We start from the raw sequence: 24,836 nt of genomic DNA, 5'->3' as shown, positions 1-24,836 counted from the left end.
GCGTCCCCCGGCAGTGGGATGAGGGGAGGCATAACAGAAAAAAGAAAAATGGAGATGCGGGGGAGTCCGGGATTCCCCCGCTTTTTATGTTACGCGATCTCTTTTCTCCCCGGTCCCCACAGTATCTCCTGGGGATAGCCGATGGCCCGGCTGGAGGGGACATCGATGAGGATGAACGCTGTATCACCGCCGTTTCGGGAGACAAGCTCCAGCGGCCCGTCCGGATCGATGCGGGCCTGGTCTCCCGGAACCAGGCGTTTGCCGTTGATATCAAGCATGCCGCCGGAGAGGTAGACGAACACCCGCCGATCCTCCCCGCAGTCGTGCGTCAGCGCCGTCTCCGGGTCGAGACGAGACATATAGATCGTCGCGTCCACGTGCAACTCCACCGCCGGGTCGTCCCCCCGGCCGGAGGCCACCACACACAGCCTGTTCGTGTGGTCTTCAACCGTGAAGGAGCGCTGGTCGTAGCCCGGCTCGAGCCGCGGCTCGTCCGGGTAGAACCATATCTGGTACAGGTGAGCCGGATCTTCGGTGAGATTGCATTCCGAATGGGAAACGCCGTTGCCTGCGGACATGCACTGGACATCTCCCGGGGCGATGACGGTCCGATTGCCCAGGCTGTCCTCGTGGGTGATCTCCCCCTCAAGGGGAATGGTGACGATCTCCATTTCCCGGTGGGAGTGGGTGTCGAATCCGCTGTTGGGGTCGATCACATCGTCGTTGAATACCCTGAGCGGTCCGAATCGGATGTTGTGCGGATCGTAGTAGAAGGAGAATGAAAAAAGCCAGTAGGTTTTCAGCCATCCGAAATCCACGAAATGCCGCTGGCGGGCACGTATGATTTGAAACATCTCCGCCGCCGGAAAACAGGCCGTGTAAAATCGGTGACAGTATACCCGTTTGAATAACGGCTGTCAATCATGGGTTTAAACGCCGCGTACCCGTGACAGGAATGCGAAAGTCACCGTATGGGTGCGGTTCTTGTTTTTTTACTTTTGTCTTCTCCGCTCCAGCTCCGCCAGGGTTTCCAGATGGGTCTTCCTGGTGATGGGGAACCAGATGAGAAACGGGAAGCTCAAAAACATCACCAGCGCGGGCACGGGACCGAAAAAGAGCCGTATCCCCAGAAGCGCATGGGGGGTCTGCTCGACCCCGGCCACGAATCCGAACAGCTCCAGCACCCAGCCGCCCACGAAGAGGGCGAAGGCGCTGGCTATCTTGTCGATCAACCCCTTGACGCCGTAGTAGAGCCCCTCCCGCCGCTCCCCGGTCATCAGCTCGTCGTGCTCCAGCACGTCCGGGAAGATGGACCAGGGGCACACCCACTGGGCGGAAAAGCCGAATCCGGCGATGAAAATGATCGGGTAGATCATCCAACTCCCCCCTTGGGGGAGGAAGAAGGTGGACGCCGTGGCGCTGAAGGCGATGAACAGCCCCAGGGCGTAGACCGGCCCCTTCTTTCCCCACCTGTCCATCAGCCACTTCCAGAAGACCAAAAACACCCCGATGGTCACCAGGAGCAGGATCATCAGGATGGGGATCTGTGATTCCATGTCCATCACGTAGGTGAGGAAAAAGGCCATGTAGCTCATCACCAGCATGAAGCAGACACCTGAGGCTACCTGCATGACCATCAGGTAGTCGAAGGGCTTGTTCTTGAAACAGGTGAGCATGGATGTAAACGCGGGAAGCTCGGACGGCGGCCCCTCCAGCTCCGGGCGCTGTTTGACCCCCAGCACGGTGATGTAGAGACAGATGATGGTAACCGCGGCGAAAACCAGGCCCATGCTGAACCACCCGATATCCTGGCTTTTCAACATCCCCGCGATGACCGGCGGCAGGGCCGCGCCCGCCATATAGCCGATGGTCCCCCCCACCATACGAAAGGTGATGAGGCTTGTCCGCTCGTCGTAGTCCCGGGTCAGCTCCGGCGTCATGGCGTAGTAGGAGACCGACGTGATCGTAAAGAGCGTGAAATAGAGGAAGAATATTCCCACGATCCAGGCGATGAGCCCGGGACTCATTAGGACGATCCGGCCCCCTGTTACGGGATCAAGCACAAACGGGGCGAGCTTTTGGGGCAGAAACCACAACAGGGAAAATGCGATGCCGAAGGGGATCGAGAAATAAATAAGGTAGACCTTTCTCCTCCCAAACCGCGAGCGGGTCCGGTCGGAGAGCCACCCGAAGGCCGGATCGGTCACGGCGTCCCAGATCTTGGCCAGAAGCAGCACCGTTCCCACGAGGCCGGGGCTGACGCCCGCGACGTCTGCATAAAAGAAGAGGATGAAAAAACTGAATCCTGCTATACACATAGAAATGCCGATGTCACCGAAGAGGTAGTATATTTTGGTGAATACAGGCAGGCGGTCGCGAACCGGCGCGTCCGCGGGACCGGAATGATGGCTCATGGCGCTCCCCCGTAATAAAAAAAATGAATGAACCGTATCGTTATGTGTCGTTCGTCTCCAAAAGGGAGGCCGTCTCCCTGTAGTGATCGGCCATTTTCGGATAGAGATCGACGTACTTCTTGTATAAAAATCGGTAGATATCCCGGTTTTCCCGGTTCGGGGTAAAAACCGTTTTCGGGTGGGTCATGGCGCCGACGGCGTCGGAGAGCTCCGTGAAAAGACCCGATCCCACGGCGGCGCTCACCGCCGATCCCAGAGCCGCCGCCTCCTGGACCTCCATGCGAACGGTGGGAACCTGGAACACGTCCGCCAGGATCTGAAGCACCTGATCGCTTTGGGAGGGGCCGCCGGACACACGGATCTCTTCGATCTCGATGCCGGTCTTTTTCTGTATGGCTTCGTAGCCTGTCAGGGTTTCCAGGGCAAGCCCCTCCAGAATCGCCCGGTAGATATGGGGGCGATCGTGGGACATGGTCAGCCCGATGATGGATCCCCGTGCCTCGTCCCGGTGAAAGGGGGGCGTCCAGTATGGATGGACCATCAGACCCAGGGAGCCGGGGGGGATATCGGCGATCGCCTCATCCAGGATGTCCTCGGTGGTCTTTCCGCTGTTTTCGGCCAGTTGCGCCTCGTGGGTGGCGATCTCGTTTTTGAACCAGGTCACGGTCAGAAAACCGCTGCCCACTCCCCCCTCCAGGACATACTGATCCGGCACCGCCGCGGGCCACGCAAGGTAGCGAAGCTCTTTGTCTGAAATATGTTTATGGTAGGGGATATCGAAATCGATGGTGGTCCCCAGGGAGAGGGCGGCCTTGGTATCATCGGTTACCCCCATCCCCAACACCGCCGATTGGACATCGCCACCCCCCACCACCACCGGGAGTCCTTTGGGGATGCCGGTATCGGCGGATGCTTCGCTTGTGATGTATCCGGTGATGCTGCCGGGGCGAACCAGCGGGGGGAGCTTGGCGGGGGTCACGCCGAAGATATCGTGTATGCCGCTGAAGGGGTACCAATCCAGCTTCTTGTAATCCAATGGAAACATCCCCACCATCATGCCGATGGATTCGTTGATTTCTCCGGTGAGGCGAAAGTTGAGATACGAGGCGACCTGGGTGAATACGGCGGTTTTTTCGTATACCTCCGGCTGGTATTGCTTGATCCAGATAAAGCGGGAATGGGTGCGGACATACTCGATGGCGCTTTTCATCCCGATGATCGTGAAGAAAAGGCCCCAGAGGTTTCTGAGGGGGCCCAGGTTTTCGGTGAAGCGGTTGTCCTGATAGACGATGGCGTTTCGGGTGGGGACGCCGTCTTTGTCCAGGGGGATGGCCGTGCCCCGCTGGGAGGAAAGGCCCACCGCCCGTAGCCGGGAGACGTCCGCTCCCAGGGCGTCTATTACCTCCCGCACCGCGTCCCTCGATTTCTGGTAATAGTCTTCGGGATCGTGTTCCATCCATCTCGGCTGGGGGATGATATCCGGGCCGTGGGCCCGGCGGGCCAGGGCCACCTCACGCCCCTCGGGATCGAACACCGCCGCCTTGACGTTCTGTGTACCGCAGTCTATGGCAAGAATCAGATCTCTGTCCGTCATGTTGTCCCCCTTCGGATGGATCTACCTGTCAAGAAAAAAGCTGTTCTTATGAGCGATGTCGACGTATTCAGCCACCTCCTGCTCTATGCGGGCGGTATGCCATCCCAGGTACGCTCCCATGCGCCGGGCCGTCTCCCGGCCTAGGGTCTCGTGATCGTCCCGCTGGTGGAGCGACAGATTGGTGCGCCTCATAAGAAAATCCCGTACCCGGGTGATCATCTCATGCTCGAGGCAATAATCCAACTCCGCCTGGATGTTCAGCTGATTGTTCGTGATGGGATGTGCCACGGATGAGTCCTTTTTAACCGCATCGATAATGGAAAGACCCCCAACGCCGTAATTCTGATACAGGTGAGAGAGGGTCTTCTCGTCGAGTTTTCCGGATGTATTCGATGCGGCCCACTCCTCGGGGGTCAGCCCTAGGATGAACCGTTCTTTTGAGCGGTTCGTATCCGATTTGTTAATGCTCACCGCGCCTTTTTTCGCCATGAGTTCGATGAGCTTTTCGGCCATGCTGCGAAAGATCGTGAGTTTCCCTCCCGTGATGACGAAATATCCGGAATAGACCTCGTCGATGAGCTCCCGCCGGGACGTCTTCGTCTCCGTGGTCTCGGTGGGATCCAAGACCAGCGGCCGCACCCCGGCGTAGGTGCCCAGGATATCCGCTTCCTCGAATCGGGCGTCGGGAAAGCAGTTGTCCACCACCACCTTCATGTATTCGTATTCCTCCCGCTCGGTATAGCAGTGATCCAGGTCTCCCGGATAGTCGGTGTCGGTGGTGCCCAGGTAGGTGAAGTCGCCGTGGGCCAGGACGAAGATGCTCCGGTTGTCGGCGGGACTCTTGACATACAGCCCGCCCACGTTGCCGATGTTTTCCCGCTTCACGACGATGTGGATCCCCTTTGAGGGACGGATGATCCTCGAGGCTTCTTCGGGCATGAGGTCGTCCGTCCACGGGCCGCAGGCATTGACGACGTTTTTAGCCCTGATGACGAGGGTATTCCCGGTCAATCGATCCACCGCCTCAACGCCTGTTGCCCTCCCTTTTCCGGTGATGACCCGTTTCGCCTCCAGGTAATTGACGGCGGTGCCGCCGGTCATTACGCCCTCCTTGACGATCTCCAGGGTCAGACGGGCGTCGTTGATAATGCACTCATATATCCGTGATGCGGAGTGGGTGCCCGGGATATTCACCAGGGGTTCGGCATTCTTGAGGTCGGGAAGCGGGAGGTGTACATATTTTTTGTAGTTGTTCCAGCCGGACAAAAGGTCGTAAAATCGGAGGTACGCCCCAAAGAAAAACGAGGTGGCGAGGTTGTGATTTATCATGACGATGGGCACGGGCCTGACCAGGTTGGGGAGCGCCCCCCGCAGCCAGTCCCGCTCATGGCAGGCCTCGCTGACGAGACTGAATTCCCCGTTGATGATGTACCTGACGCCGCCGTGGGCGAGGCGGGTGCTCTTCGACGAGGTGCCGAATCCGAAATCGTCCTTTTCGATGAGGGCGGCGGATATTCCCCTCAGGCCCAGGGCCCGAAGAATTCCGGCGCCGGTGATTCCCCCGCCGACGATCAAAACGTCAAAGGTCTTTTCGGAGAGTTCCGAAAGATAACGATCTCTGTCTTTTGCACTCCAGGTCTTCAAGGATTGTTTCGCATTCATGGTAGATATCCATCAAGAAAGAGTGAAAGGTCATGGGTTTCAATGGCCGTATCCGCATCTTTACCGAAGGCCGCCGCCATTTCCAGGCATACCGGATCGCCGGAGATGAGCACCTCGGCATTGGTGGACGCGGCGTGGAGAAACAGACGCCCGAGCATCGCCCGGCTGATTTCCGGGTGCGTGAGCTCCAATCCCGCGCCGTAGCCGCAGTCCGGGGCGGTGTCCCGGGAAAGTCCCATCTCCACAAGCGTCACGCCCGGAACCATGCCGATGATTTTCCGGGGCGCTTCGAAGAGCCGAAGCTCCCTGCCCAGCCCGCCGGGATCGTGATAGGTGACGGTAATGGGATCTTTTTTTGCAAATGAGGGTTTTTTCGCCTCCAGGAGCCCCAGCAGGTATTCGGGGAGCGTGAGGGCCTTCCAGCCCGGGGTCGGCATTCCGATCGACTCGTACTCCTTTGCGATCATCCGGGCGTCTTCCGCCTGGAGGAACACGACCGTTGATGCGCCGGTTTTTTCGACCGCGGCCAGAAAATGCTTCGCGAGTGTCCTTGTGGCGTCACGAAAGCCCAGGAAATGGGCGATATGCCCCGTGTCCGGCTCGTCCTTGAGGACGAAGGGGGAATCGCCGAGTTTCTCCGCCACGGAGAGGAGGGCTTTGATGGCTGCGCCCTCACCCGCCCGAATGCGGCTCCCCAGGATAATGAGCGTCTCCCCGGTATCCGCGGTGCTCTTCGAGATAACCTTTTTGATCTTCTTCGAGTCGCCGCCGAAGGGCTTTCCGGCCGTGATGTCGTCGGCCTTTTCGGAAAGCTCCGGCGGCAAAAGGCTCGGCGGGATGTCGCTTCGGGATGCGAGCATGATCTCCGATACGTCCATGCCGGTCTCGCACGCCTCCCGGCACGCCTTGCACATGGCGCATCGATAGAAATAAGACACGGTCTCGGGTGTCAATCCCTCCCGCCCCTGCATTATCTGATAGGCGAAGTAGGCGCGGTTGTGGGGTGAATCCGCCTCCCGCCGGGTGGCCCCGGCCACGGGGCATACGTCCCGACACATCTTGAAACAGACGGAACAGAGTCTCGTTTTTTCTGTAAGGTCCGGCATGATTACTCCTTCCTGTGCGGCACCCGTCATACGGGCGCCGAATGTGTCCAGACGATTATAGGCCCAGCTTGCCGGGATTCATGATATGGTTCGGGTCCATGGCCCGCTTGATCTTCCTGAAGTTCTCGAATCCGGCGTCTCCCAGTTCCCAGCGCATGAACCTGCCCAGATTCACTCCGATGCCGTGGTGGTGGTTGATGGTGCCGCCCAGCTTCTGGGTGATCTCGATGCCCCGGCGCCAGACCTCGTTATATTTTGTGCTGGCCTCGGGGCCGATCTTGAATTCCCCCACGAAGGTGGGGTAGATCATCCCGCCGGTGGGATACCAGTGGGAAAAATGGGCGCCCAGGAACATGCCCATCCCCTCCACCATCTCCTTGAGGCCGCGCTGGACCTGTACCAGGTAATCGAACGTTCCGGCGGAGTCGATGCAGCCGGATATCCTGATGGTGCCGGGGGTGGGGATGCCGAAGAGCGGATGGTCCGATGAGGGAAAGGCGATGGAAAAGCGCTTTTGTTCCCACCAGGTCTTACACGGCCCCTCGCCCAGGTCTTCGGCGCCCAGGGAGGTGATGATCTTCTTCGTCTCGGAAAGCTCCAACTCACACAATTCCTCGAAGCCGTCGAACATGACGATCAACAAAGAGCCGTTCATCTTGTGGTAAAAGGTGGTTTCCATCTCGTCGGAGACGCGCATGGCGGCGGGCCTCAGACCCCGGCGCATGATCAGCCGGGCGCCGTTCATGGCGGCGGGGAGATCCTCGAAGAGGACCCCCAGGAACTTCCTGCTTTCGGGCAGCTTCCGGATGATGAGCGTCGCCTCGGTGATGACCCCCAGCGTCCCCTCGGAGCCCATGAACAGATAGTTGAAGTTCGGCCCGGCGGCGGAGTTCGGCACGGCCTTGGTCCGCATGACCTCGCCCGTGGGGAGCACCACCTCCATGCCCAGGACCATCTCGGAGATTTTGCCGTATTTCGTGGAGAGAACCCCGGCGCTCCGGGCGGCCAGGAACCCGCCGATGCCGCTGACGTGCAGCGACTGGGGGTAGTGGCAGGTCGTGTATCCGTGGGGGTTGAGAAACGACTCCAGCTCCGCGCCGATGAGGCCGGTCTGGGTCGTGACGGTGTGGTTGTCGGTGTCGATATCGATCACCCGGGAGAGTCCCTTGACGTCCAGCACGATGCCGCCGAAAAGCGGGAGGGTGCTGCCGCTGCCCTGGGCGCCGCCGCATTCCGGCGTCACCGGGACCCTGTGGGTGTTGGCGATCTTCAGGATTTCGCTGACCTCTTCCGTCGTTTCGGGAATGACCACGAAATCGGCGATCGGCGGGGCGATGTCCCCCTCTTCCGGCGGAAAGGGGTTGTTGTATGCCACGATCAGGTCCCGGGAATAGGACCGGCGGTCTATGGGAGAGCTGATGAGCCGGTCCGGTCCCAGCACCTCCCGGAGGTCTCTTTCGACGATGGTTTTGTGGTATGGATACACGCGGCGGAAACGGTCATCGGCTATCACGATGTCACCTCTTGGAAGGATGGATGTGAGGAGAACGCCCCGGTGACGATGCGTGTCGCCGGTGACGCACGCTGGGAACAAGAATAGAAAAAAGGCGCGGCGGTGTCAAGACTTATTTGCTCAGGGACACATGAGCACGGTCGGCGGCTGTAAAGCGGTTTTCAGGGGGAGGGGGATTTAATCCCATGGTGCCGAGGGATGATTTTCGGGCGTCTTGTCCTCCGGTGGATTGACAACCGGATGAATGCGTCGTATGATGAAAACATAATTTCATTTGCTCTCGCGCGAGCGACTTAAGAAGGACGAGAACGATGCGTATATCAAAAGCCGCGGTTTGTATCAGTCTTGTGCTGGCGGTCGTCATATCGGGTGCGGCACTCGCCCAGTATGATGATCGCACCGATTTCATCTATGAGGGGCTCTATCGATTCGGCAAAACCGAGGCTGAGTTCATCTTTGCCCTGGGGGATCCCCTGGAGGTCGTCGAGACCGAGCGGCCCAACACCCACAGGCCGAAAAAGACGGACACGATACGTGAATACATCTATGAAGACGTAAGCTTCTCCATCTACGAGGTGTTCGACGGCAAGAAGATCATGATGAAGGCGGCCTACACATCGGACGCGTACGAGTTTGACGGACTCTCCGTGGGGGATTCGGCGTTTACCGTTACCCGCCGCCTGGGCCAGCCGGACGTCATCGATGATGGCATGTATCTCTATTTCGGAGAGATTTACGAAGAGGTGCGCTTTCTATTGGAAAACGGCGCAGTGGTGGAGATTGACTTCATCGAGTGGCCCGATTGATGAAGAAAAGCCGGGCGTGCTTCGCATCCCCGGCCTCTTGTTTTTTATTATTTTATTCCCCGCCGTCTTTTATACCGGCTTGAAGGCGCCGATCTTCTCCATGTAATCGAGCATCTTGAGATACAGCCGGTCCCGGTCTTTCAGAATCTGCTCTTCGCTTCTGCCCTGATAATCGTACAGCCCCCGGGAGGTCTTCGCCCCCATGGCGCCCGCTGTCACCTTCTCTTCGATGATGGGAAACGTCATCCCGTAGCTCTTCGCACTGTCCCGAACCAGATCCAGCCCCGTGAAGTCCAGGCTCTGAGCCACCCCCACGATGGGAAGCCGTATGCCCAGGCTGTGCTTCACCGCGGCGTCGATGTCCTCCACCGAGGCGAGCTCGTTGGTCAGGATATCCATCACCGCCAGGAAGATGTTGTTCTGGATCTTGTTGACGATAAAGGAGCGGGCGAATTTCTTCATGAATACCGGCTTTTTGCCGAGCCGCTCCATAAGCTCCATGGTCAGGGTCACCGCATCCGGGGCGGTTTTTTCCCCGGGCACCACCTCCACCAGGGGGATGATGTGGGGCGGGGCGAACCAGTGGGCCACCACCAGGCGGGAGGGGTCCTTGATATCGATGATCTCAAACACGTCGAGCCCCGATGTGTTGCTGGCCAGCACCGTATCCTTCGGACAGGCCGCCTCCAGGCGGGAAAACACCTCCCGCTTGACCGTGTCCACCTCCACCACCGCCTCAAGGACGTAATCGACGTCTTTCGCAGCCGCCTCCAGGTCCGTGGTGGGGTGGATGCGCTTCAGCACATCGGGGATGTCTTTTTTGCCCAACCTTTTTGCTTCCGATAACGTTTCAAGGTTGTTTTCGACCAGATCCATTGCCCGCTTCAATGCGTCTTCGTTCAGGTCCACAAGGCGGGTCTCGATGCCCGCCGTGGCGAACACCTGGGCGATGGAATGACCCATCACACCGGCGCCCACCACCAGCGCCGTTTTAACATCGCGTGCCTTCATGTGATTTCCCCTTTCAATGATGTGTTCCACTGCGCTCAGTCTACGCCGGGAATTGGTCCCGGTCAAGAAATATCGACGGGACATCCCGCGTCCGCCCGGCGGGTTGATATCGATGCCGGGTGATATAAAAAAAACGGCCGACGGTATGCTCGTCTGCCGTTTCGATATACGCCCCGGTCGGTGTGGTGGGCCGGGGCGTGTAGATTTCTAAAAAATTACCGGAAGCGTATTCCCCCGGGCGTTGACTACTCGTCGGATTCGGGAAGGTGCTCCCGGACGAATTCCTCTATCAGGTCCGCCACGATATTCGCCCCGGTCTCGCTCAGGTGCAGGGTGTCGGTTATCAGAAGGCACCCGTTGGCGTCGGCGATCTCCTCGAAGCTTTTCTTCAAAACGAAGTGCTTGGCGATGCCGATGTACATCGCCTTGGTCTGGTCCTCATAGCCGATGGCGGGATTTCCCCCGGCCCCCCGGAGAGAGGCGTCCATGGTCTCGTTGAGGGGGAGGTAAGCGAGGTCCAATTCATCGGCCACCTCCTCGATGACAAGGCTGTACTCCATCGCCCGGGCGTAGGCCTCGTGGTCGATGTCCTCGTTGATGGGGGGCAGCGAGAGCAGCGCGATCTCGGCGTCGGTATAGGCGATCAGCTTCTCGCACAGGGCGATCAGGTTTTCTTTGTACCATTCTTTCGTGGGCGTCTGGGGAAGGCCCATTTCCTTGATCTGCGCCCGGCCCTTTTCTTCCGACATGGAGCCGTTGGCGTCGTTGGTGCCGATGAGGATGGTGACGTATTCCGGGTCACAGGCGATGATCTCGTCGCTTCGCGCCAACAGATTCCAGGCAAGCTCGCCGTTGATGCCGGCGTTGATCACGTCCACCTCGCCATTCAGGCGCTCGGCCAGGAGGTCCACATAGTTGTGGCTGACTCTTCCGTGGGTGATGCTGTCTCCCGCACAGACGAGGGTGGGAAGGTCACTTTCGGGCATGACCTCGGAGATGTAGACGGCGGGCCTGTTGTCCGGCGGCTTCTGGGCCGCGCGGGAGAGCGCCGTGTAAAAGATCACCACAAAAACCACCAGGACCACCACAACGATACCGGCAATCATCAGCGCCTTCTTCATCGCGTTCTCCTTTTCGTTCTCTTTCTTAATTCATTTTTCTGACAGGATACCGGAAGGGGAGGGGAGGGTCAAGTATAAAAAATAAGTTAAAAGTGATTACTTAATGTCATAAGGGGAAAATTCCCCCCGAACGACCACCGGCCGTCCGGGGGATTTTTGCAATAAACTAAGCAGTGCTTATCCAGAGATTATTTCTCTGCCTCCAGCACGGAATGCTTCACCTTCTCCACATCGCTCGGGTAGTTGCGGGAGCCGATGAAAAACAACAGCGACGCCAGGAACCCGGCGCAGCCCGCGATGATGATGGCGGTGCGCAAGGCATCCGCATCGGCACCCAGGCCGTCGGAGATTGCCCCCACCGCCATCGGCGCCCATGCCCCGCCAAGCAGGTAGATCGCCAGCACCGTCATCCCCCAGGAGACACCCTTCAGCCCCGGCGTTACCACGTCCTGGGTGATGGTGTGGATGGAGGGAAGCCCCATCATTAAAAATATCCCGAAGGCGAACATCAGATACAGCCCCGCCCCTTCAACGTCCAAAAGCAGCCCCGGGATCAAAAGCGCCGCGCTGAGGACATCCCCCACCACGGGCACCAGCATCCGGCCCCTCGGATTCTTCTTCTGCCAACGGTCCGCCAGGATGCCCCCCAGGGGCGAGCCGATGATGGCCATCAGGCTGATGACACCCACGGTCATGCCCGCCTTGGCTTCCGTTACGTCGTGGGCCCGGATGAGAAACGTCGGGAGCCACACCAGCACCGCCACGGCCATGATGTTGTGCATGGCGTGCCCGATGTAGAGCCACCTCAGCGTCGGGACCTTCAGGACCGCCTTGGCGGATTCAATAAAACCGGGCCGCTCGCCGCCGGTCTCCTCCACCGCCTCCACAGTCTTGTAGTCCTTCAGAAAGAGCGCCAAAATCCCCAGGATGATCCCCGGCACCGCGAAGACGTAAAAGGGCGTCCGCCAGCCGCCGTAGTGTGTGGAGAGATACCCGCCCATGATGTAGCCCAGGGCGGCGCCCAGGGGCACGAAGATGTTGAAGACGCCCATCGCCGTGCCCCGCTTCTCCGCGGGGTAGGCCGCGGTGATCATGGCGGTCCCCCCGGCGGAGTAGCCGGCCTCCCCCACGCCCACCATTGTTCGGGGGATGAAGACCGTCAGAAAATTTCTTCCCAGGCCGGTGACGAAGGTGAACGCGCTCCAGAACACCGCCATGATGGCCACCGCCTTCCTGCGGCTCCACCGGTCGATGAGGTAAGCCACCGGCAGCGAAAAGAGAGACGCGCTCAAGAGAAACACGGTATGCAGCCATCCCCCCTGGGTGTCGGTCAGATTGAGCTCCGTCATCATCGGCTCCAGCACCGCCGACATGACCTGACGGTCCATCCAGTTGATCATCCACAACAGCGAAAGCACGACCAGAAGAAATCGCGCCGACCCACCTCCCGTCTGGTAGGCCTTCCCCTGTGATTGTACGGACATGTGTATTCCTCCTTGAATGATGAGAATAATAAATTATATATACACGGATGTATCGTCACGCCGCCTGCGCGGCGTTCTGTTGTTCATTCAATGGGCGAGTGTCGGGGATGTGCGGGTACGGATGTATTCGCCAAGGCTATATACAAACTATATATAAAAAATTTTTGTGGACACGTCAATGCTTTTTTTTCGCGCCTGTGGGCGGTTTTTCCATCGAAAAAAAATTTAAAAAAATGAATTGCCATTCAGTTTAAAATGTGGCATGATAGAAAACTTATCTCACACGATTATCGACATGAATATGATCGGTATGGCACATCGACCCGAGTGGTAATAAAACAAAGGAGGATACAACCCCATGAAGGAATGTGTGATTATCGACGGTGTGCGTACGGCGAACGCCCGGGCGCACCTGGAAAAGGGATGGTTCAAGAACCACACCCCGGACGTGCTCCTGACCACGGTGTACGACGCGCTGTTTAAAAGAAATCCCAAGGTGAAACCGGAAGATATCGAAGCGGTCTACTGCGGCACCGCCAACCAGGCCGGCAAGCAGAACGACATCGCCCGGGCCGCATGGCTGGCCGGGGGCTTCCCGGAATCGGTGGCCACAAACGGTATCGGCCAGCAGTGTCCCTCGGGCATGGCGGCCCTGGAGCACGCTGCCCGGGCCATCATGGTGGGCGAGGGTGACACCTACATCGCCTCGGGCGTGGAAGACATGGCCCAGGTTCCCATGATGTTCGCCCTGGAGATGCCCCCCAGGATCGGCGAGCGGTATGATTTCAACGAGCTGCCCATGGGCGCCACCGCCGAGAAGGTGGCCGAACAATATAAGGTCGGCCGGGAGGACATGGACAACATGGCCCTCTGGAGCCACAAAAAGGCGTGGGAGGCCACCCAGGCCGGCAAGTTCAAGAATGAGATCATCCCCCTGGAGGGAGCGGAAGAGGACGGCACCAAGATCACCGTCGATCGGGATCAGTGGATCAGGGAATCCATCTCGATTGAGAAGATGGCCTCCATGCAGTCTCCCTTCAAGGAGAACGGCGTAGTGACCGCGGCCACCTCGTCCCCCCTCACCGCCGGCGCCGCCGCCCTGCTGTTGATGGATCGGGAAAAGGCGGATAAATTGGGCCTGGACTACACCCTCAAGTACGTCGCCGGCGCCATGGCCGGGTGCGATCCCACCGTCATGGGTATCGGCCCCATCTTCGCCGTCAGAAAGCTTTTGGAGCGAACGGGCCTTACCGTCAAGGACATCGGCGTATGGGAGCTCAACGAGGCCTTCGCCAGCCAGTCCCTGGCGGTCATCCGGGAGCTGGGCATCGCCAAGAACGCCCCCTTTGACAACGTCAATATCTGGGGCGGCGCCATCGCCCTGGGCCACCCCCTGGGTGAGTCCGGCGCGCGCATCGTCGTGACCCTCAACAACATCATGAAGACCGACATGAAAGACAAGAAGTACGGCGTGGCCACCCTCTGCGGCGGATTCGGAAACGCCAACTCCTCCCTGTGGGAGAACGTCAAGGCGTAACCAATCGCCTTGCTTTTCATAGACGGGCCGGGTGGATGTTTCTCCCCGGCCCTTTTTTTATCCATCTCCCGGCGTTGACAGCCGGGCATGGGTGGTATAAGGTGGGCCCATTATCATTTCTCACTTCTCGGGGGGCGTCCATGAACGATCAAGACACACCCAAACATAAAGAGACAAACGACGACCTCTACGCCGGCATCGCCTCCCGGTACGATATCCTCTTCGAGGAGGAGGACCACACGGCCCGGATGTCTTTTTATGAAGAGGTACTCAAGAAATATCAGGCCAATCGGGTGCTGGACTGCTCCTGCGGCACCGGGAAGTACCTGACAATGCTGGCTCCCCTGGGGCTGTCGCTCTTCGGCTCGGACGTCTCTCCGTCCATGCTCGCCGTGGCACAAGAGAACATAAAGAGGCTGGGACTTCAGATCCCCCTGACCAGGGCGGACTTCCGCTCCCTCCCGGAACATTTTTCCGAGCCCTTCGACGCGATCCTGTGCCTCTCCACGTCCCTTCCCCACGTGGGGAGTGAGGACGAGATGATTCGGGCGCTTTCGAGCATGTACGCATCCCTCACGGACCGGGGCGTGCTGATTATCACCCATGGAACTTCTGAACGGATGATGATGGAGCAGCCGAGGTTCCTGCCGGTCGTCAACAATCGGGATCTCTCCCGGGTCTTCGTCATCGATTATCACGGCCGGGGCATTACGTTTCACGTGCTCGATTTCATCCACACCGACTCCACCACCGAGTTCCTCACCTGGAGCGCGACATATCCCTTCATGCCCCTGGAGAAGGACTACCGGCGGATGCTCGAGGCCGCAGGCTTCAAAGACGTGGAAGCCTACGGCGGCTATGATTTCTCTCCTTATACTGAAACCAGCGAGTTCCTGATCGTGGTGGCGGGAAGGAATCGTCATGAAGAATCATAAACGGTCAAGGGGAGGTGTCGAGTCGCTGGCGAAGATAAATCGGACGTTGTTCTGGGCGTTGTGTGTTCTCGTGGTCCTTGCGGTCGGCGTTTTGTTGTGGAGCTTTCTGCCGAAAACGGCACGGGAATGGAATGACCGGGGTGAATCGCTGGCAAACAACGGGAAATATGAAAAGGCACTGGAATGTTTCAACCGGGCGGTGGAACTGGACCCCGGCGAGTCGGAGTATCTGAGCAACCGGGGCAATGTTCGTCTCTATCTCGGTGATTTTGAGGGGGCGGTGAGGGACTTCTCCCTGGTTATCAAAATCGACCCCCGTACAGGCGCCGCGTACTACAACCGGGGCATCGCATACACTCACCTGGGGCTGTCCTCCGAGGCCGCCCAGGACCTGGATCGCGCATGCGAGCTGGGGATAGTGAAGGGATGCGACGCCGTCAAGGAGCTCAAGCTGTGGCCCTGACGCGTCCTTTCTTGAAACGTCACTTTTCAAACAGCGGTTGTTTGGAGAGGAAGCGGTCATAGAAAAACAGGAGGATGACACAGCCTCCCATCACCAGGCATCCCCCGGTGCCGAACAGGCCGATGGAGAGGTCGTTGTCCCAGTCGAGGTACATCAGCGACACCCCGTACAGGCCGTTGGTTGAGCCGTGCATCAGGGCCGCAGGGATGACCGATTTCGCCCGGAGACGGATATAGCTGATGAGTATACCGAGAAGCATGGTCGCCGCGATCATCTGAAAGATCCCCGCCGCCGGGTGATCGGGGAAGTTGTGCCCCATCACAATTAGGGGCGCATGCCACACGCCCCATACCAGCCCGATCAGTGCCGAGCCGGTAAACACGCCGAGATGCTCCCACTCCCGCTGCAAGAGTCCCCGCCATCCCAGCTCTTCTCCGAAGGCGAGAAGGGCATTGATCGTGGCCCCGGCAATGAGCCCCTGGACAAGGGACATCAGGGCGGGATTGATTCGCATGTTTGCGTAGCTTTCCCGCATGGCTTCGATCTGCTGTGGGGAGAGGGTGGCGGCCATGCGGCGGAATAGCCCCTCGTGCTCCGGCGAAAAGGACACCCCCGGAAGCAGCATGGCCACGGGGATGGCACAGAACACCAGCAGCGCCGGCAGAAGCCAGGCTGTTAAAAACCAGACGTTTATGCGAAAGGAAATACCCAGGGGCTCGACGACCGCCTGACGATAGAGTACCTTCTGGACGAACAGCGCCGACAGCATGGGAACGAGCATGAAGACGGCCCCGACGACCACGGAGAGCGGCGTGTTCCATCGCCCGTCCGCCAGGTAATATACAAGGGCGATCAGCCAGGATACACCGAAGGTGATGAGGAGAAAAAACGTTGCCTTTTGTTTCGGGGCGGGCATGTCTCTATTCCCACATACCGTGAAAGGCGTTCTTACGGAAAATCAAAGCCGTCATACTCCCCCTCCACGGTCAAGGTGCCGCGAATGATATCCCCGTCCTCCTCCAGAACGAATCCCCGCTTCTCGAGCGTCCTGATGGCCACCTCGTTGTCCGGCAGCATCTTGGTGCCTATCGTGCGGATGCCCCGGTACCGGGCGATTTTAATGCAGTAGTCGATCAGAAGCGACCCTGCGCCCCGGCCGTGCCAGGGATCGCCCACCGCGGCGACGAACTGGGCGGTGTTGTGTCCCGTGTCGATGATCAGGCGCCCGACGCCGATGAGCTTCTCCGTGCCGTTCTCGGTCATTTCAAGAACGATCCCGATCTCACGGTCATAGTCGATGAAACAGTAACGGGTGATCATGTCCCGGGTGATGTCCTTGATGGGATGGGTGAATCGAAAGCGTATGGTTTCCTCGGAATAGGTTTCGAAAAGCTCCCGCCACAGAGGATCGTCCTCCGGTTTAATGGGGCGGAGCAGCACGGGGGTGCCGTCCTTGAGCTTCGCGGGGCGGACGTATTCCTCCGGATAGGGGCGAACCGTAAGGTGGGAATAGGGGACGACTTCGTCCGGCATAATACGTGAATCCGTCACCACCCGGCCGTCCACGGCCATAACCTCCGATTCTGTGACCATCAGCGGGTTGATGTCCAGCTCCGCGATTTCCGGGAAATCCGCCACCAGGTATGAAAAGCGTATCATTATCTCGATAAATCGGTCGATGTTCGCCCCGGGCTTTCCCCGGTATCCTTCCAAGAGCGGCCAGGATTTCAGCGATTCCAGCATCCTGCGGGCCAGGCTCTCGTTGAGGGGCGGCAGGCCCAGCGCCCGATCCCGAAACACCTCCGCCGCCACGCCGCCCATACCCACCATGATTACCGAGCCGAAGGTGACGTCTTTCTTCGCCCCCATGATCATCTCGAAGCGGTCGTGTGCCGTGAACATCCGCTGTATGGTCACCCCGTCTATCCGGGCGTCCGGCGCCGCTTTTGAGACGGTCTCGATCATGCTCCGGTGGGCGCTTATCACCTCTTTTTCGGATGTGAGATTCAACACCACGCCGCCCACGTCGGTTTTATGGGTGATGTCCGGGGAGTGTATCTTCATCACCACGGGATAGCCGATCGTTTCGGCATGTTGTACGGCCGTCTCCTGTGACTCGGCGAGTATCGGCATGGTTACCGGGATGCCGTAAGCCTCGAGCAGTCTCTTGGTCTCGATTTCCGAGAAAATATAGTCCCGGCCGTCGCCACCCCCTTTTTTGAACAGCGGCTCGAGCTGTTCCCTGATCTTGAAGCGATCGATGGTGAACTCGACGTGAACTTCCTTGGGGGTTTCATAGAGCGTTTCGAGGTTTCTCTGGTAGTTGACCAGGTGCATGAACGCCTGGACGGCCTGATCGGGCGTGGTGTAGGTGGGGGTCCCGGCCTTATTGAGTATTTTGATTCCGTCTCGGACGGCGTACCCGCCCATCCATGCGGCGAGGATCGGCTTTTCCGTGCCTTTCGCGATACGGCCGATCTCCCTGGCGGTGCCGGTGGGATCGGTCATGGCCTGGGGTGTCAGCACCACCAGCACCGCATCCACGTTCGGATCGTCAATGGTAATCCTCGTCGCCTCGGCCAGCCGTTCCGGCGGTGCGTCTCCCAGGACGTCCACCGGGTTTCCGTGGGACCAGAAGACGGGGAGGAATCCGTCCAGTTTCGATACGGTCTCATCCGTCAGCTCGGCGAGCAGGCCGTTGCGGGCGATGAGGGAGTCGGTGGCCATTACTCCCGGCCCCCCGGCGTTGGTGACAATAGCGAGCCTCGGTCCCCCGGGGAGCTTTGATCCCGCAAGGAGGGCGGCGCACTCGAAGATATCGTCGATCTCGATGACCCGCTCCACGCCCGCCCGCATGAAGGCGGCGTCGTAGACGTCGTCGGCGCCGGCCATCGCCCCGGTGTGGGAGGCGGCCGCCTGGGCGGATTCGGCGAACCGGCCCGATTTGTACGCTACGATCGGCTTCGTCCGGGAAAACCCCCTGGTGGCGCTCATGAATTCCCGGGCGTTGGTGATGGACTCCACGTAGAGGATGATGGAGTCGGTATTCGGATCCTGTCCGAAATAGTCGATGAGATCATCGAAGGATATATCCAGCATGTTCCCGATGGAAACAAAGAAGGAAAACCCGATTCCCTTTTCGATGGCCCAGTCCAGAATAGAGGTACACAGCGCCCCCGATTGGGATATGACCGCCACCCGCCCCGGACCGGGCATGGCGTCGGCAAAACTGACGTTCATGGAGAGGGGCGGAACGATGATGCCCAGACAATTTGGTCCCAGGATGCGCATCCCCTCGTATTTGTGTTGTATGGCCTCGATCTCGGTCTCAAGCCGTTTCCCCTCTTCGCCGATTTCCCGAAAACCCGCGGAGATAATAATGACGCCCATCGTTCCCATGGCGCCGCAGTCCTCAACGATGCCCGGCACGGTTCCCGCCGGGGTGCAGATGACCGCCAGGTCCGCAGGGCTGGGCAGGTTCTTGACGTCCGGGTAGGCGTGTATGCCCTGAACGGATTCGCGCTTCGGATTGACCGGGTAGATGACTCCCGGGAAGCCGGAACCGACCAGTTTTTTCAGGATGGTGTAGCCAACGCTGGAGGGTGAATCGCTTGCGCCGACGATAGCGATGCGCTTCGGGGCGAAGATGGAATCCAGATTGACGGTGCTCATGAATGTTCTCCCCTTGTGTCGAAGGTCGGTAATGATAATGCTAAAATAACTGTTCTATTGAGTATATAATAATTCATATCGAAGAAATATGGAAAAAATATCAATAAAACAAATATTATATCAGAACTCCGTATACTTTCAAGAGAAAATAGGAACGGGGAATGGGATGTGTTCAATTGACGTATGTGCGTTTTTCTGGTAGTCTTCTTTGAAATTAATATATACGGAAGGGAGAATGTGATGTCGAAACAGGATAGTTTCAACGACGCCAGGGCCCAGATCGTTCGGGACATCGTGCTTCGCTATTACCAAGATCGAGACCCGAAACTGGGCTCTTTCAACGTGACGGCGATAAAGGACCTCTGTTTTAACGCCGTTACCCTTTTTGAGCACATCATGGAGGAGCTGGATAAAAAGTCATCGTAACCAAATCGTTTCGTCGCGAGTTGGATGAGCGGTGCGGTCGATTACCCATATCGAATTTCTATCTTATATGATTCATTTGGAGAGATGGCATGAGCCTCACGGATCGTCCGTATCTCCGGTCGGTCGGAGAAGTCGGTCGGGCGTCGTTTTTTTGTGCGATGATCGTATTGTTGTTGTGTGTCTGCCAGGCATGCTGCAGCACGCCCCGCCCCCTGTCTTTGAAGACCCTCAACAAGGGGCTTGAAGACACATCCGGTCCCTTCGTGTACGACGGGCCGGGGGACATCGTCCTGCACATGGAATCCGACCCCGCCATGCCCCGGGGGGAGAACGTCACAACGGGGGAGGCTTTCATGAGCGATATCCTGGGTCAATCCCGGCCCCTGGCGGTCTATACTCCCCCCGGATACGATCCGGAGAGGGAGGAGCCGTATCCGGTGATATACGCCCTGCACGGCTTCGGCGGGCGCTATACCATGTGGCTGCCCCTGATTCCGCCCGTGGTGGAGGCGTTCGAGGCGGGGGTTATCCCCGATGCGGTCATCGTGATGGTCGATTTCTCCCTGTCGGGGACCGGACTCGACGACCCGGATACCTACTATGACGACCGGGGCGGCAGCTTTTACATCAACACAAACCAGGGACGATTCGAGGATCATTTCTTCTGTGAGCTGGTCCCCTTCGTGACGGAGCATTATCACGTCCGAACCGACGCCGAGGGCGTAGTGCTGATCGGGGCGTCGATGGGGGGCTACGGTGTACTCTGGTACGGCATCGGTCATCCCGATTTTTCCCACATCCTGATACCGATCTTCCCCCCGGCGGACCTCAGATACAGCATCGAGGGGGATCGCCTCGCCGATTACGATCCGGAGCGCTACACACCTGTGACCACAGACGACCCGAACCGTATCGTCAACGCGAGCGTATTGTGGGGCTGCTTCGGGGTGACGGAGGAATTCATCTATTACGCCGTGTTCGACAGCGACCGGACTCCGGGGGAGGTCTGGATCGAGGACCTGCCGGTGTGGCAAAGGTTCAAGGAGTTCAACCCGGTGGAGGTGCTGGCGGACGAGCATCCCGATCTCTCCGGTCAGCGCTATTTCATCATCGCAGGCGGCGAGGACGACTTCAACCTGGACGCCCACATCCCCATCATCGCGCCGCTTCTTTCGGCGGCGGGGGCGCGGGTTTCTCCCCCGGAGGGTGAACGCATCACTCCCGGCGGTCGGCACAACGCCGCGTTCGTCGAGGCCAGAAAGGACGAGATTTTTCGGTGGCTCGGAGACGAGCTCAAGGAGGGATTGGGGCCGAAAGAAAAATAATATATGCGCAACGAGCATCTCCGGTGATTTCACATGAGAGAGTCTCTGAACTATAAAAAACAGTGACGAGTCATCCCCGGCGCTTTCATACGCCGGGGGGCGAGGGCACCCATATATATCATAACGTTCATAACAGGAAAACCATGAGAGTACCGAAGAACCTGAATGGAATTCGCGCGGGCGTTCATATACGCCCCGCCGAAGCGGACGATCTTGACGCCGTCGTGTACCTGTGGCAGGAGATGATGGCGTTTCACGTCGAGCAAAACACGGTTTTCACCCTCCGGGAGGACGCCGCGGATGTGTATGGGCCGTACGCCGCGGACTGCATCGCAAACGGGGCGAAGCTGACGCTGGTGGCCGAAGAGGACTGCGAGATTGTGGGATACATTTTCGGGGAGATCATCTCCCCCCCGCCGGTATATCCGGGCCGGAAATGGGGCGTCGTCAATGAAATCTGCGTGTCGGAGATGCACCAGAACATGGGCCTGGGAACGGAGCTGCTATATGAGGCGGAGCGGTGGTTCTTCAAGAACGACGCCGAGCGGATTGAATGCCGGGTGGCCGTCACCAACCCGGTGTCACAGCGCTTCTGGAAAAAGCACGGGTATGCCGGATACATCAAAGTGTGTATAAAGGAGCTGTGAGTTCTCTCGCTTCCGTCAACCCTGTTTGGTTTCTCTGATGTCGTTTCCTAAAATGAGGGATTGATATATCTTTTTCAAACCACTAAAAACCCTACCACACCCCCCGTATCATTGAGCACCGTACGGATTTCAGAAAAAAAGAATACGCGTCGTATTTGAAGTAAGAAGAAATAGGACGAAAAATCGGTTGACATGTATAATTTACGTTTGGTAATATGCAGGCAAGCACGAGCTGATTGGTAGCGCGGCACGTCCACACGGTCTCATCTGTTTTTCATATTGAGTTTCACACCTCCCGTCTCGACAGGGAACCCCCTCGTTCCCATCTTGTGAAGTCCCGGCCCGAGAAGATCAATTAACGTGGTTCGTAACGTGCAAAGAACGTGGACGGCTGGGGATATATGTATCGCTTAAAAAAATGAAAGGGAGGCTCCCATGTTGGATAAGCCGGCGATTAAATTTTTGAATGACTTGGGATATAATCCGGTTTCGTATCCGTATAGAGAATTTGAGCCGATGGACGTGCTCTATAGGGCGAAAAAGAAGCTCGCGCGCCTGGGCTCCGTCTCGTATATTATTGCCGATACCTCAGAAAAGAAGCCGAAGATTGAAAGAGACCGGGAGACGCCGAAAATTTCAGGGCATTTGACCGCAAAATTCAATTTTTCATTAGGGGTTTCGGCGCTTGATAATCTTCTATCCGCGATCGGCGTTCCCGGTGTGGGTGTGAAGGGATTATTCAAAAACGCAAAATCGTTTACCTTCGAATACAAGAATGTTCTTCTGGATTCTTCGGAGCCTCTAGCGATAGCGAAGTATCTTGGTAATTCCGTACCGGATATGAAAAATAAGCTAATCGGACATTTTGATGAGAAGAAAGAGGCGTACATTGTACTTGAGGTCCTCAAGTCCAATTCATTCTCAATTACGTCAAAGGATAAAAACGAATGCAACCTTGATATCGATGTGGCGAATCTTCAAGATATTATCTCGGTTCAACCGGGTATCACCGTCAAAAAAACCGAGGATTATACCGTGTCGTTTAAAGGCAAAAAATATTTCAATTTCGCGATAATGGTAATGATGATGTGGGTATCGCCGGAGAGTCAATCGTTTGAGATGATGATACCCGGGAAGCCGCCGGGAGTGGGTACGAAAGCAATGTTTTCAATGGAAGAAAAAGACGCACAGAATATTTTTTCGCCTCCTCTTATACAACCGGGAGAATTGCTGGATATTTCGGATTAGACATCCGGTATGATAGGAACCGGATCTTTTATGGAATTGCTCGAAAAGGGTGCCCTCGCGCTCAGACACGTGGCTGTGGAAAAGATGTATATGGTGTAAAAAACAGACACCTTTCGTTTGCATACAGTATATCTTCTCTCTCGAAGCCGCCGTTTATGGCGGCTTCTTTTTTTTCAGGGAAGATACTGAAAAATGCGCCTTGCATGTGAGAGATTAATAAATAGAACTTGACGGGTATTTAACGGCATGATAATCTCTCTCAAAAAATATAGGAGAATTGACATGCGGAGAAGAATTGCTTTGGTCATGTGCCTGTTCGTTATCGGATTGTTTTGCGGCGCGCCGACGTACTATGACCTGTGTCCCGACTCGATCTCGGATTCGCCCGACGAGTATGCTACTATTACTACAGACAACAGCACTCACGCGTACATAAAGGAGATCAATGGAGAAAGGGTCGGTTCCGGCATACGGAATGTTGAAGTCTATGTGCCGCCTGGAGTCGTCATTATCACGGGATTGTATAATGATGGAGAAAATTACACGTCCGCCACGTGTCCGGGTGAATTCACCGTTGAGGGGGGGCATACGTACTTGTTTACAGGTGAGATTGGGAAAAAAACCACATATGGAGGCGGCGGCAACGAGTTGTATTTTTATCTGAACGATCTGGACACGGGAGAAGTCATGAAAGAGACGCCGGTGACATCGTACGAAGAAGAAATAACCGATGAAGTCGAATAAATAGATAATTATCAAAATCGGGCACTTGTCGTACAATGTGCTCTCTCAAAGCCGCCGGTTCTGGCGGCTTTGTTCTTTTCTGGGATGGGTTTTTGTGTTTGTTTCCGTTTCTTGTTTTTTTCTCCCCGGATTGACAATTTCTGTCGGTCGTCTCCCCACCGCCGGTGCACTCGGGAAAGAGGCGGGGCGTCGTCGAGGGAATCCGCGTGACGGGGAGGCACCGGAACATGGGTCTGGGGACGGAGCCTTTACACGAGGCTGAGCGGTGGTTTTTCAAAAAGCGACGCCGATCGGATTGAATGCCGGGTGGCCGTCACCAATCCGGTATCATAGCGCTTCTGGAAAAAGCATGGGTATATGGGATATGTGGAAGAGTGTATGAAGGAGCTGTTATTTGTAATTAGTAGGAATGATCTTTATCCAATAGTATGTTCGTATGTTATATGTTATATTTGATTGTGGTAATATGTTGTCAATTTAAATGGATAAAATCACATGATACCATTCTTGAAAGAGATTGGCATACTCAACTTGATTAACATTGCACTTGCTTTTCTAACCCTCCTCGCAGTTATATTTGCGGGTGTAAGTCTTTATTTTGCGGCGTCTAGCTCTAGGCAAGCGGAAAATGCATATAAACTAACAATGGAAACCCTAGAAATATTTAAAAGAGATTACAAAATGAGGTTTAAACCACTGAAATATAAAATTTCGATTAATGAAGAAATACAGGGATTAGATGAATATATTGTAGTATCAATATCTTTCATTAATGATGCGATGCTAATGAACAGAGTTAGTAGAATAGAAGTTGTTGATTTCCTTTTTGAAGATCCTGCGTTTCCAGCAACTCGATTATATTTTACTCCCAAAGATAAATATGAGGATTCTTCGATACCACCAGGTCAGGCAAAGCTGATAAAATATAGATTCCCAAAACCTGTTTGGGATCATTCGGAAATAGATAAGAATGGTTGTTTAGTGCGGTTTTCAGATATCTTTGGTTATGAATATTCTATTGAGATGTCATTTGCAAACATGGGAGCTGTGTTTGAAGGTAGTGCTATTTGTGATCTCGTGGATTTGAAATTGGATCCTGATTAAACTTTATAGTTTTCTGAAACTTGG

The 24,836-nt window shown here is 56.7% G+C and carries 22 protein-coding genes; 11 read left to right on the top strand and 11 right to left on the bottom strand.

Translation table 11 applies throughout. From position 1 onward, the window contains the following. Window positions 1–89: 89 nt before the first annotated feature. The 6 genes from JW885_09280 to JW885_09255 form a co-directional block, all read right to left on the bottom strand. Complete coding sequence (locus JW885_09280; GenBank protein ID MBN1882352.1) at window positions 90–854, bottom strand: pirin family protein; 765 nt, start codon at window positions 852–854, stop codon at window positions 90–92. Between the two features lie 138 nt (window positions 855–992). Then, window positions 993–2,414, bottom strand: a complete 1,422-nt coding sequence (locus JW885_09275) for an MFS transporter (GenBank protein ID MBN1882351.1) — start codon at window positions 2,412–2,414, stop codon at window positions 993–995. A gap of 40 nt (window positions 2,415–2,454) precedes the next feature. Beyond that, on the bottom strand, window positions 2,455–4,008 hold the full coding sequence (locus JW885_09270) for an FGGY-family carbohydrate kinase (protein MBN1882350.1): 1,554 nt from the start codon (window positions 4,006–4,008) through the stop codon (window positions 2,455–2,457). Between the two features lie 21 nt (window positions 4,009–4,029). Beyond that, the gene (locus tag JW885_09265; protein MBN1882349.1) at window positions 4,030–5,670 is read right to left on the bottom strand and encodes a glycerol-3-phosphate dehydrogenase/oxidase; all 1,641 of its coding nucleotides are present in this window, start codon (window positions 5,668–5,670) and stop codon (window positions 4,030–4,032) included. Then, window positions 5,667–6,776 (bottom strand): (Fe-S)-binding protein, encoded by a 1,110-nt coding sequence (locus JW885_09260; GenBank protein ID MBN1882348.1) that lies wholly within the window; start codon window positions 6,774–6,776, stop codon window positions 5,667–5,669. The genes JW885_09265 and JW885_09260 overlap by 4 nt, the downstream gene beginning before the upstream one ends. Before the next feature lie 55 nt (window positions 6,777–6,831). Next, window positions 6,832–8,289 carry an FAD-binding oxidoreductase gene (locus JW885_09255; GenBank protein MBN1882347.1) on the bottom strand — a complete coding sequence of 486 codons (1,458 nt, stop codon included), beginning with the start codon at window positions 8,287–8,289 and terminating at the stop codon, window positions 6,832–6,834. 311 nt (window positions 8,290–8,600) lie between these two features. Here JW885_09255 and JW885_09250 point away from each other — a divergent pair, with 311 nt between their 5' ends. Beyond that, window positions 8,601–9,095: a hypothetical protein gene (locus JW885_09250; protein MBN1882346.1), complete on the top strand. Its 495-nt coding sequence runs from the start codon at window positions 8,601–8,603 to the stop codon at window positions 9,093–9,095. 69 nt (window positions 9,096–9,164) lie between these two features. Here JW885_09250 and JW885_09245 read toward each other — a convergent pair whose 3' ends face one another. From JW885_09245 to JW885_09235, 3 genes are all read right to left on the bottom strand, one after another. Next, entirely contained in the window at window positions 9,165–10,106 is a 942-nt protein-coding gene (locus JW885_09245; GenBank protein ID MBN1882345.1) for a 3-hydroxyacyl-CoA dehydrogenase family protein, read from the bottom strand. Window positions 10,107–10,351: 245 nt separating this feature from the next. Beyond that, the gene (locus JW885_09240) at window positions 10,352–11,227 is read right to left on the bottom strand and encodes an SGNH/GDSL hydrolase family protein (protein ID MBN1882344.1); all 876 of its coding nucleotides are present in this window, start codon (window positions 11,225–11,227) and stop codon (window positions 10,352–10,354) included. A 188-nt stretch (window positions 11,228–11,415) separates the two neighbouring features. Then, window positions 11,416–12,711 (bottom strand): MFS transporter, encoded by a 1,296-nt coding sequence (locus JW885_09235; GenBank protein ID MBN1882343.1) that lies wholly within the window; start codon window positions 12,709–12,711, stop codon window positions 11,416–11,418. Window positions 12,712–13,069: 358 nt separating this feature from the next. Here JW885_09235 and JW885_09230 point away from each other — a divergent pair, with 358 nt between their 5' ends. From JW885_09230 to JW885_09220, 3 genes are all read left to right on the top strand, one after another. Beyond that, window positions 13,070–14,248 carry a thiolase family protein gene (locus JW885_09230; protein MBN1882342.1) on the top strand — a complete coding sequence of 393 codons (1,179 nt, stop codon included), beginning with the start codon at window positions 13,070–13,072 and terminating at the stop codon, window positions 14,246–14,248. Window positions 14,249–14,388: 140 nt separating this feature from the next. Then, window positions 14,389–15,183, top strand: coding sequence for a methyltransferase domain-containing protein (locus tag JW885_09225; GenBank protein MBN1882341.1), 795 nt, complete (start codon window positions 14,389–14,391; stop codon window positions 15,181–15,183). Then, window positions 15,170–15,646, top strand: coding sequence for a tetratricopeptide repeat protein (locus tag JW885_09220; protein MBN1882340.1), 477 nt, complete (start codon window positions 15,170–15,172; stop codon window positions 15,644–15,646). Before JW885_09225 ends, JW885_09220 begins: the two co-directional genes overlap by 14 nt. Window positions 15,647–15,665: 19 nt before the next feature. On the opposite strand, the gene JW885_09215 is transcribed toward JW885_09220, so the two are convergent. After that, window positions 15,666–16,562, bottom strand: a complete 897-nt coding sequence (locus JW885_09215; protein MBN1882339.1) for a CPBP family intramembrane metalloprotease — start codon at window positions 16,560–16,562, stop codon at window positions 15,666–15,668. A 32-nt stretch (window positions 16,563–16,594) separates the two neighbouring features. Beyond that, window positions 16,595–19,318 carry a bifunctional acetate--CoA ligase family protein/GNAT family N-acetyltransferase gene (locus JW885_09210; protein ID MBN1882338.1) on the bottom strand — a complete coding sequence of 908 codons (2,724 nt, stop codon included), beginning with the start codon at window positions 19,316–19,318 and terminating at the stop codon, window positions 16,595–16,597. A gap of 240 nt (window positions 19,319–19,558) precedes the next feature. Between JW885_09210 and JW885_09205 the strand changes: the two genes are divergently transcribed. From JW885_09205 to JW885_09175, 7 genes are all read left to right on the top strand, one after another. After that, a complete protein-coding gene (locus JW885_09205; GenBank protein MBN1882337.1) occupies window positions 19,559–19,744 on the top strand; it encodes a hypothetical protein in 186 nt (61 codons plus the stop codon). An 89-nt stretch (window positions 19,745–19,833) separates the two neighbouring features. After that, the gene (locus JW885_09200; GenBank protein MBN1882336.1) at window positions 19,834–21,069 is read left to right on the top strand and encodes a hypothetical protein; all 1,236 of its coding nucleotides are present in this window, start codon (window positions 19,834–19,836) and stop codon (window positions 21,067–21,069) included. A 143-nt stretch (window positions 21,070–21,212) separates the two neighbouring features. Beyond that, complete coding sequence (locus JW885_09195) at window positions 21,213–21,716, top strand: GNAT family N-acetyltransferase (GenBank protein ID MBN1882335.1); 504 nt, start codon at window positions 21,213–21,215, stop codon at window positions 21,714–21,716. A gap of 435 nt (window positions 21,717–22,151) precedes the next feature. Continuing rightward, window positions 22,152–22,964, top strand: a complete 813-nt coding sequence (locus tag JW885_09190; protein MBN1882334.1) for a hypothetical protein — start codon at window positions 22,152–22,154, stop codon at window positions 22,962–22,964. A gap of 282 nt (window positions 22,965–23,246) precedes the next feature. After that, window positions 23,247–23,708 carry a hypothetical protein gene (locus JW885_09185; protein MBN1882333.1) on the top strand — a complete coding sequence of 154 codons (462 nt, stop codon included), beginning with the start codon at window positions 23,247–23,249 and terminating at the stop codon, window positions 23,706–23,708. A 164-nt stretch (window positions 23,709–23,872) separates the two neighbouring features. After that, window positions 23,873–24,007, top strand: a complete 135-nt coding sequence (locus JW885_09180) for a GNAT family N-acetyltransferase (GenBank protein ID MBN1882332.1) — start codon at window positions 23,873–23,875, stop codon at window positions 24,005–24,007. A gap of 196 nt (window positions 24,008–24,203) precedes the next feature. Further along, window positions 24,204–24,812, top strand: a complete 609-nt coding sequence (locus tag JW885_09175) for a hypothetical protein (protein MBN1882331.1) — start codon at window positions 24,204–24,206, stop codon at window positions 24,810–24,812. Window positions 24,813–24,836 lie beyond the last annotated feature (24 nt).

The organism is Candidatus Zymogenaceae bacterium (assembly GCA_016931225.1).
Classification (GTDB): Bacteria; Desulfobacterota; Zymogenia; order Zymogenales; family Zymogenaceae; genus JAFGFE01.
The sequence above is the reverse complement of the archived record's forward strand: the minus strand, read 5'-3'. Positions and strand labels throughout refer to the sequence as shown.

Coding starts and splice junctions, on each gene's coding strand:
- JW885_09280 (MBN1882352.1), bottom strand. CDS start 854: ATGTTTCAAATCATACGTGCCCGCCAGCGGCATTTCGTGGATTTCGGA.
- JW885_09275 (MBN1882351.1), bottom strand. CDS start 2,414: ATGAGCCATCATTCCGGTCCCGCGGACGCGCCGGTTCGCGACCGCCTG.
- JW885_09270 (MBN1882350.1), bottom strand. CDS start 4,008: ATGACGGACAGAGATCTGATTCTTGCCATAGACTGCGGTACACAGAAC.
- JW885_09265 (MBN1882349.1), bottom strand. CDS start 5,670: ATGAATGCGAAACAATCCTTGAAGACCTGGAGTGCAAAAGACAGAGAT.
- JW885_09260 (MBN1882348.1), bottom strand. CDS start 6,776: ATGCCGGACCTTACAGAAAAAACGAGACTCTGTTCCGTCTGTTTCAAG.
- JW885_09250 (MBN1882346.1), top strand. CDS start 8,601: ATGCGTATATCAAAAGCCGCGGTTTGTATCAGTCTTGTGCTGGCGGTC.
- JW885_09245 (MBN1882345.1), bottom strand. CDS start 10,106: ATGAAGGCACGCGATGTTAAAACGGCGCTGGTGGTGGGCGCCGGTGTG.
- JW885_09240 (MBN1882344.1), bottom strand. CDS start 11,227: ATGAAGAAGGCGCTGATGATTGCCGGTATCGTTGTGGTGGTCCTGGTG.
- JW885_09235 (MBN1882343.1), bottom strand. CDS start 12,711: ATGTCCGTACAATCACAGGGGAAGGCCTACCAGACGGGAGGTGGGTCG.
- JW885_09230 (MBN1882342.1), top strand. CDS start 13,070: ATGAAGGAATGTGTGATTATCGACGGTGTGCGTACGGCGAACGCCCGG.
- JW885_09225 (MBN1882341.1), top strand. CDS start 14,389: ATGAACGATCAAGACACACCCAAACATAAAGAGACAAACGACGACCTC.
- JW885_09220 (MBN1882340.1), top strand. CDS start 15,170: ATGAAGAATCATAAACGGTCAAGGGGAGGTGTCGAGTCGCTGGCGAAG.
- JW885_09215 (MBN1882339.1), bottom strand. CDS start 16,562: ATGCCCGCCCCGAAACAAAAGGCAACGTTTTTTCTCCTCATCACCTTC.
- JW885_09210 (MBN1882338.1), bottom strand. CDS start 19,318: ATGAGCACCGTCAATCTGGATTCCATCTTCGCCCCGAAGCGCATCGCT.
- JW885_09205 (MBN1882337.1), top strand. CDS start 19,559: ATGTCGAAACAGGATAGTTTCAACGACGCCAGGGCCCAGATCGTTCGG.
- JW885_09200 (MBN1882336.1), top strand. CDS start 19,834: ATGAGCCTCACGGATCGTCCGTATCTCCGGTCGGTCGGAGAAGTCGGT.
- JW885_09195 (MBN1882335.1), top strand. CDS start 21,213: ATGAGAGTACCGAAGAACCTGAATGGAATTCGCGCGGGCGTTCATATA.
- JW885_09190 (MBN1882334.1), top strand. CDS start 22,152: ATGTTGGATAAGCCGGCGATTAAATTTTTGAATGACTTGGGATATAAT.
- JW885_09185 (MBN1882333.1), top strand. CDS start 23,247: ATGCGGAGAAGAATTGCTTTGGTCATGTGCCTGTTCGTTATCGGATTG.
- JW885_09175 (MBN1882331.1), top strand. CDS start 24,204: ATGATACCATTCTTGAAAGAGATTGGCATACTCAACTTGATTAACATT.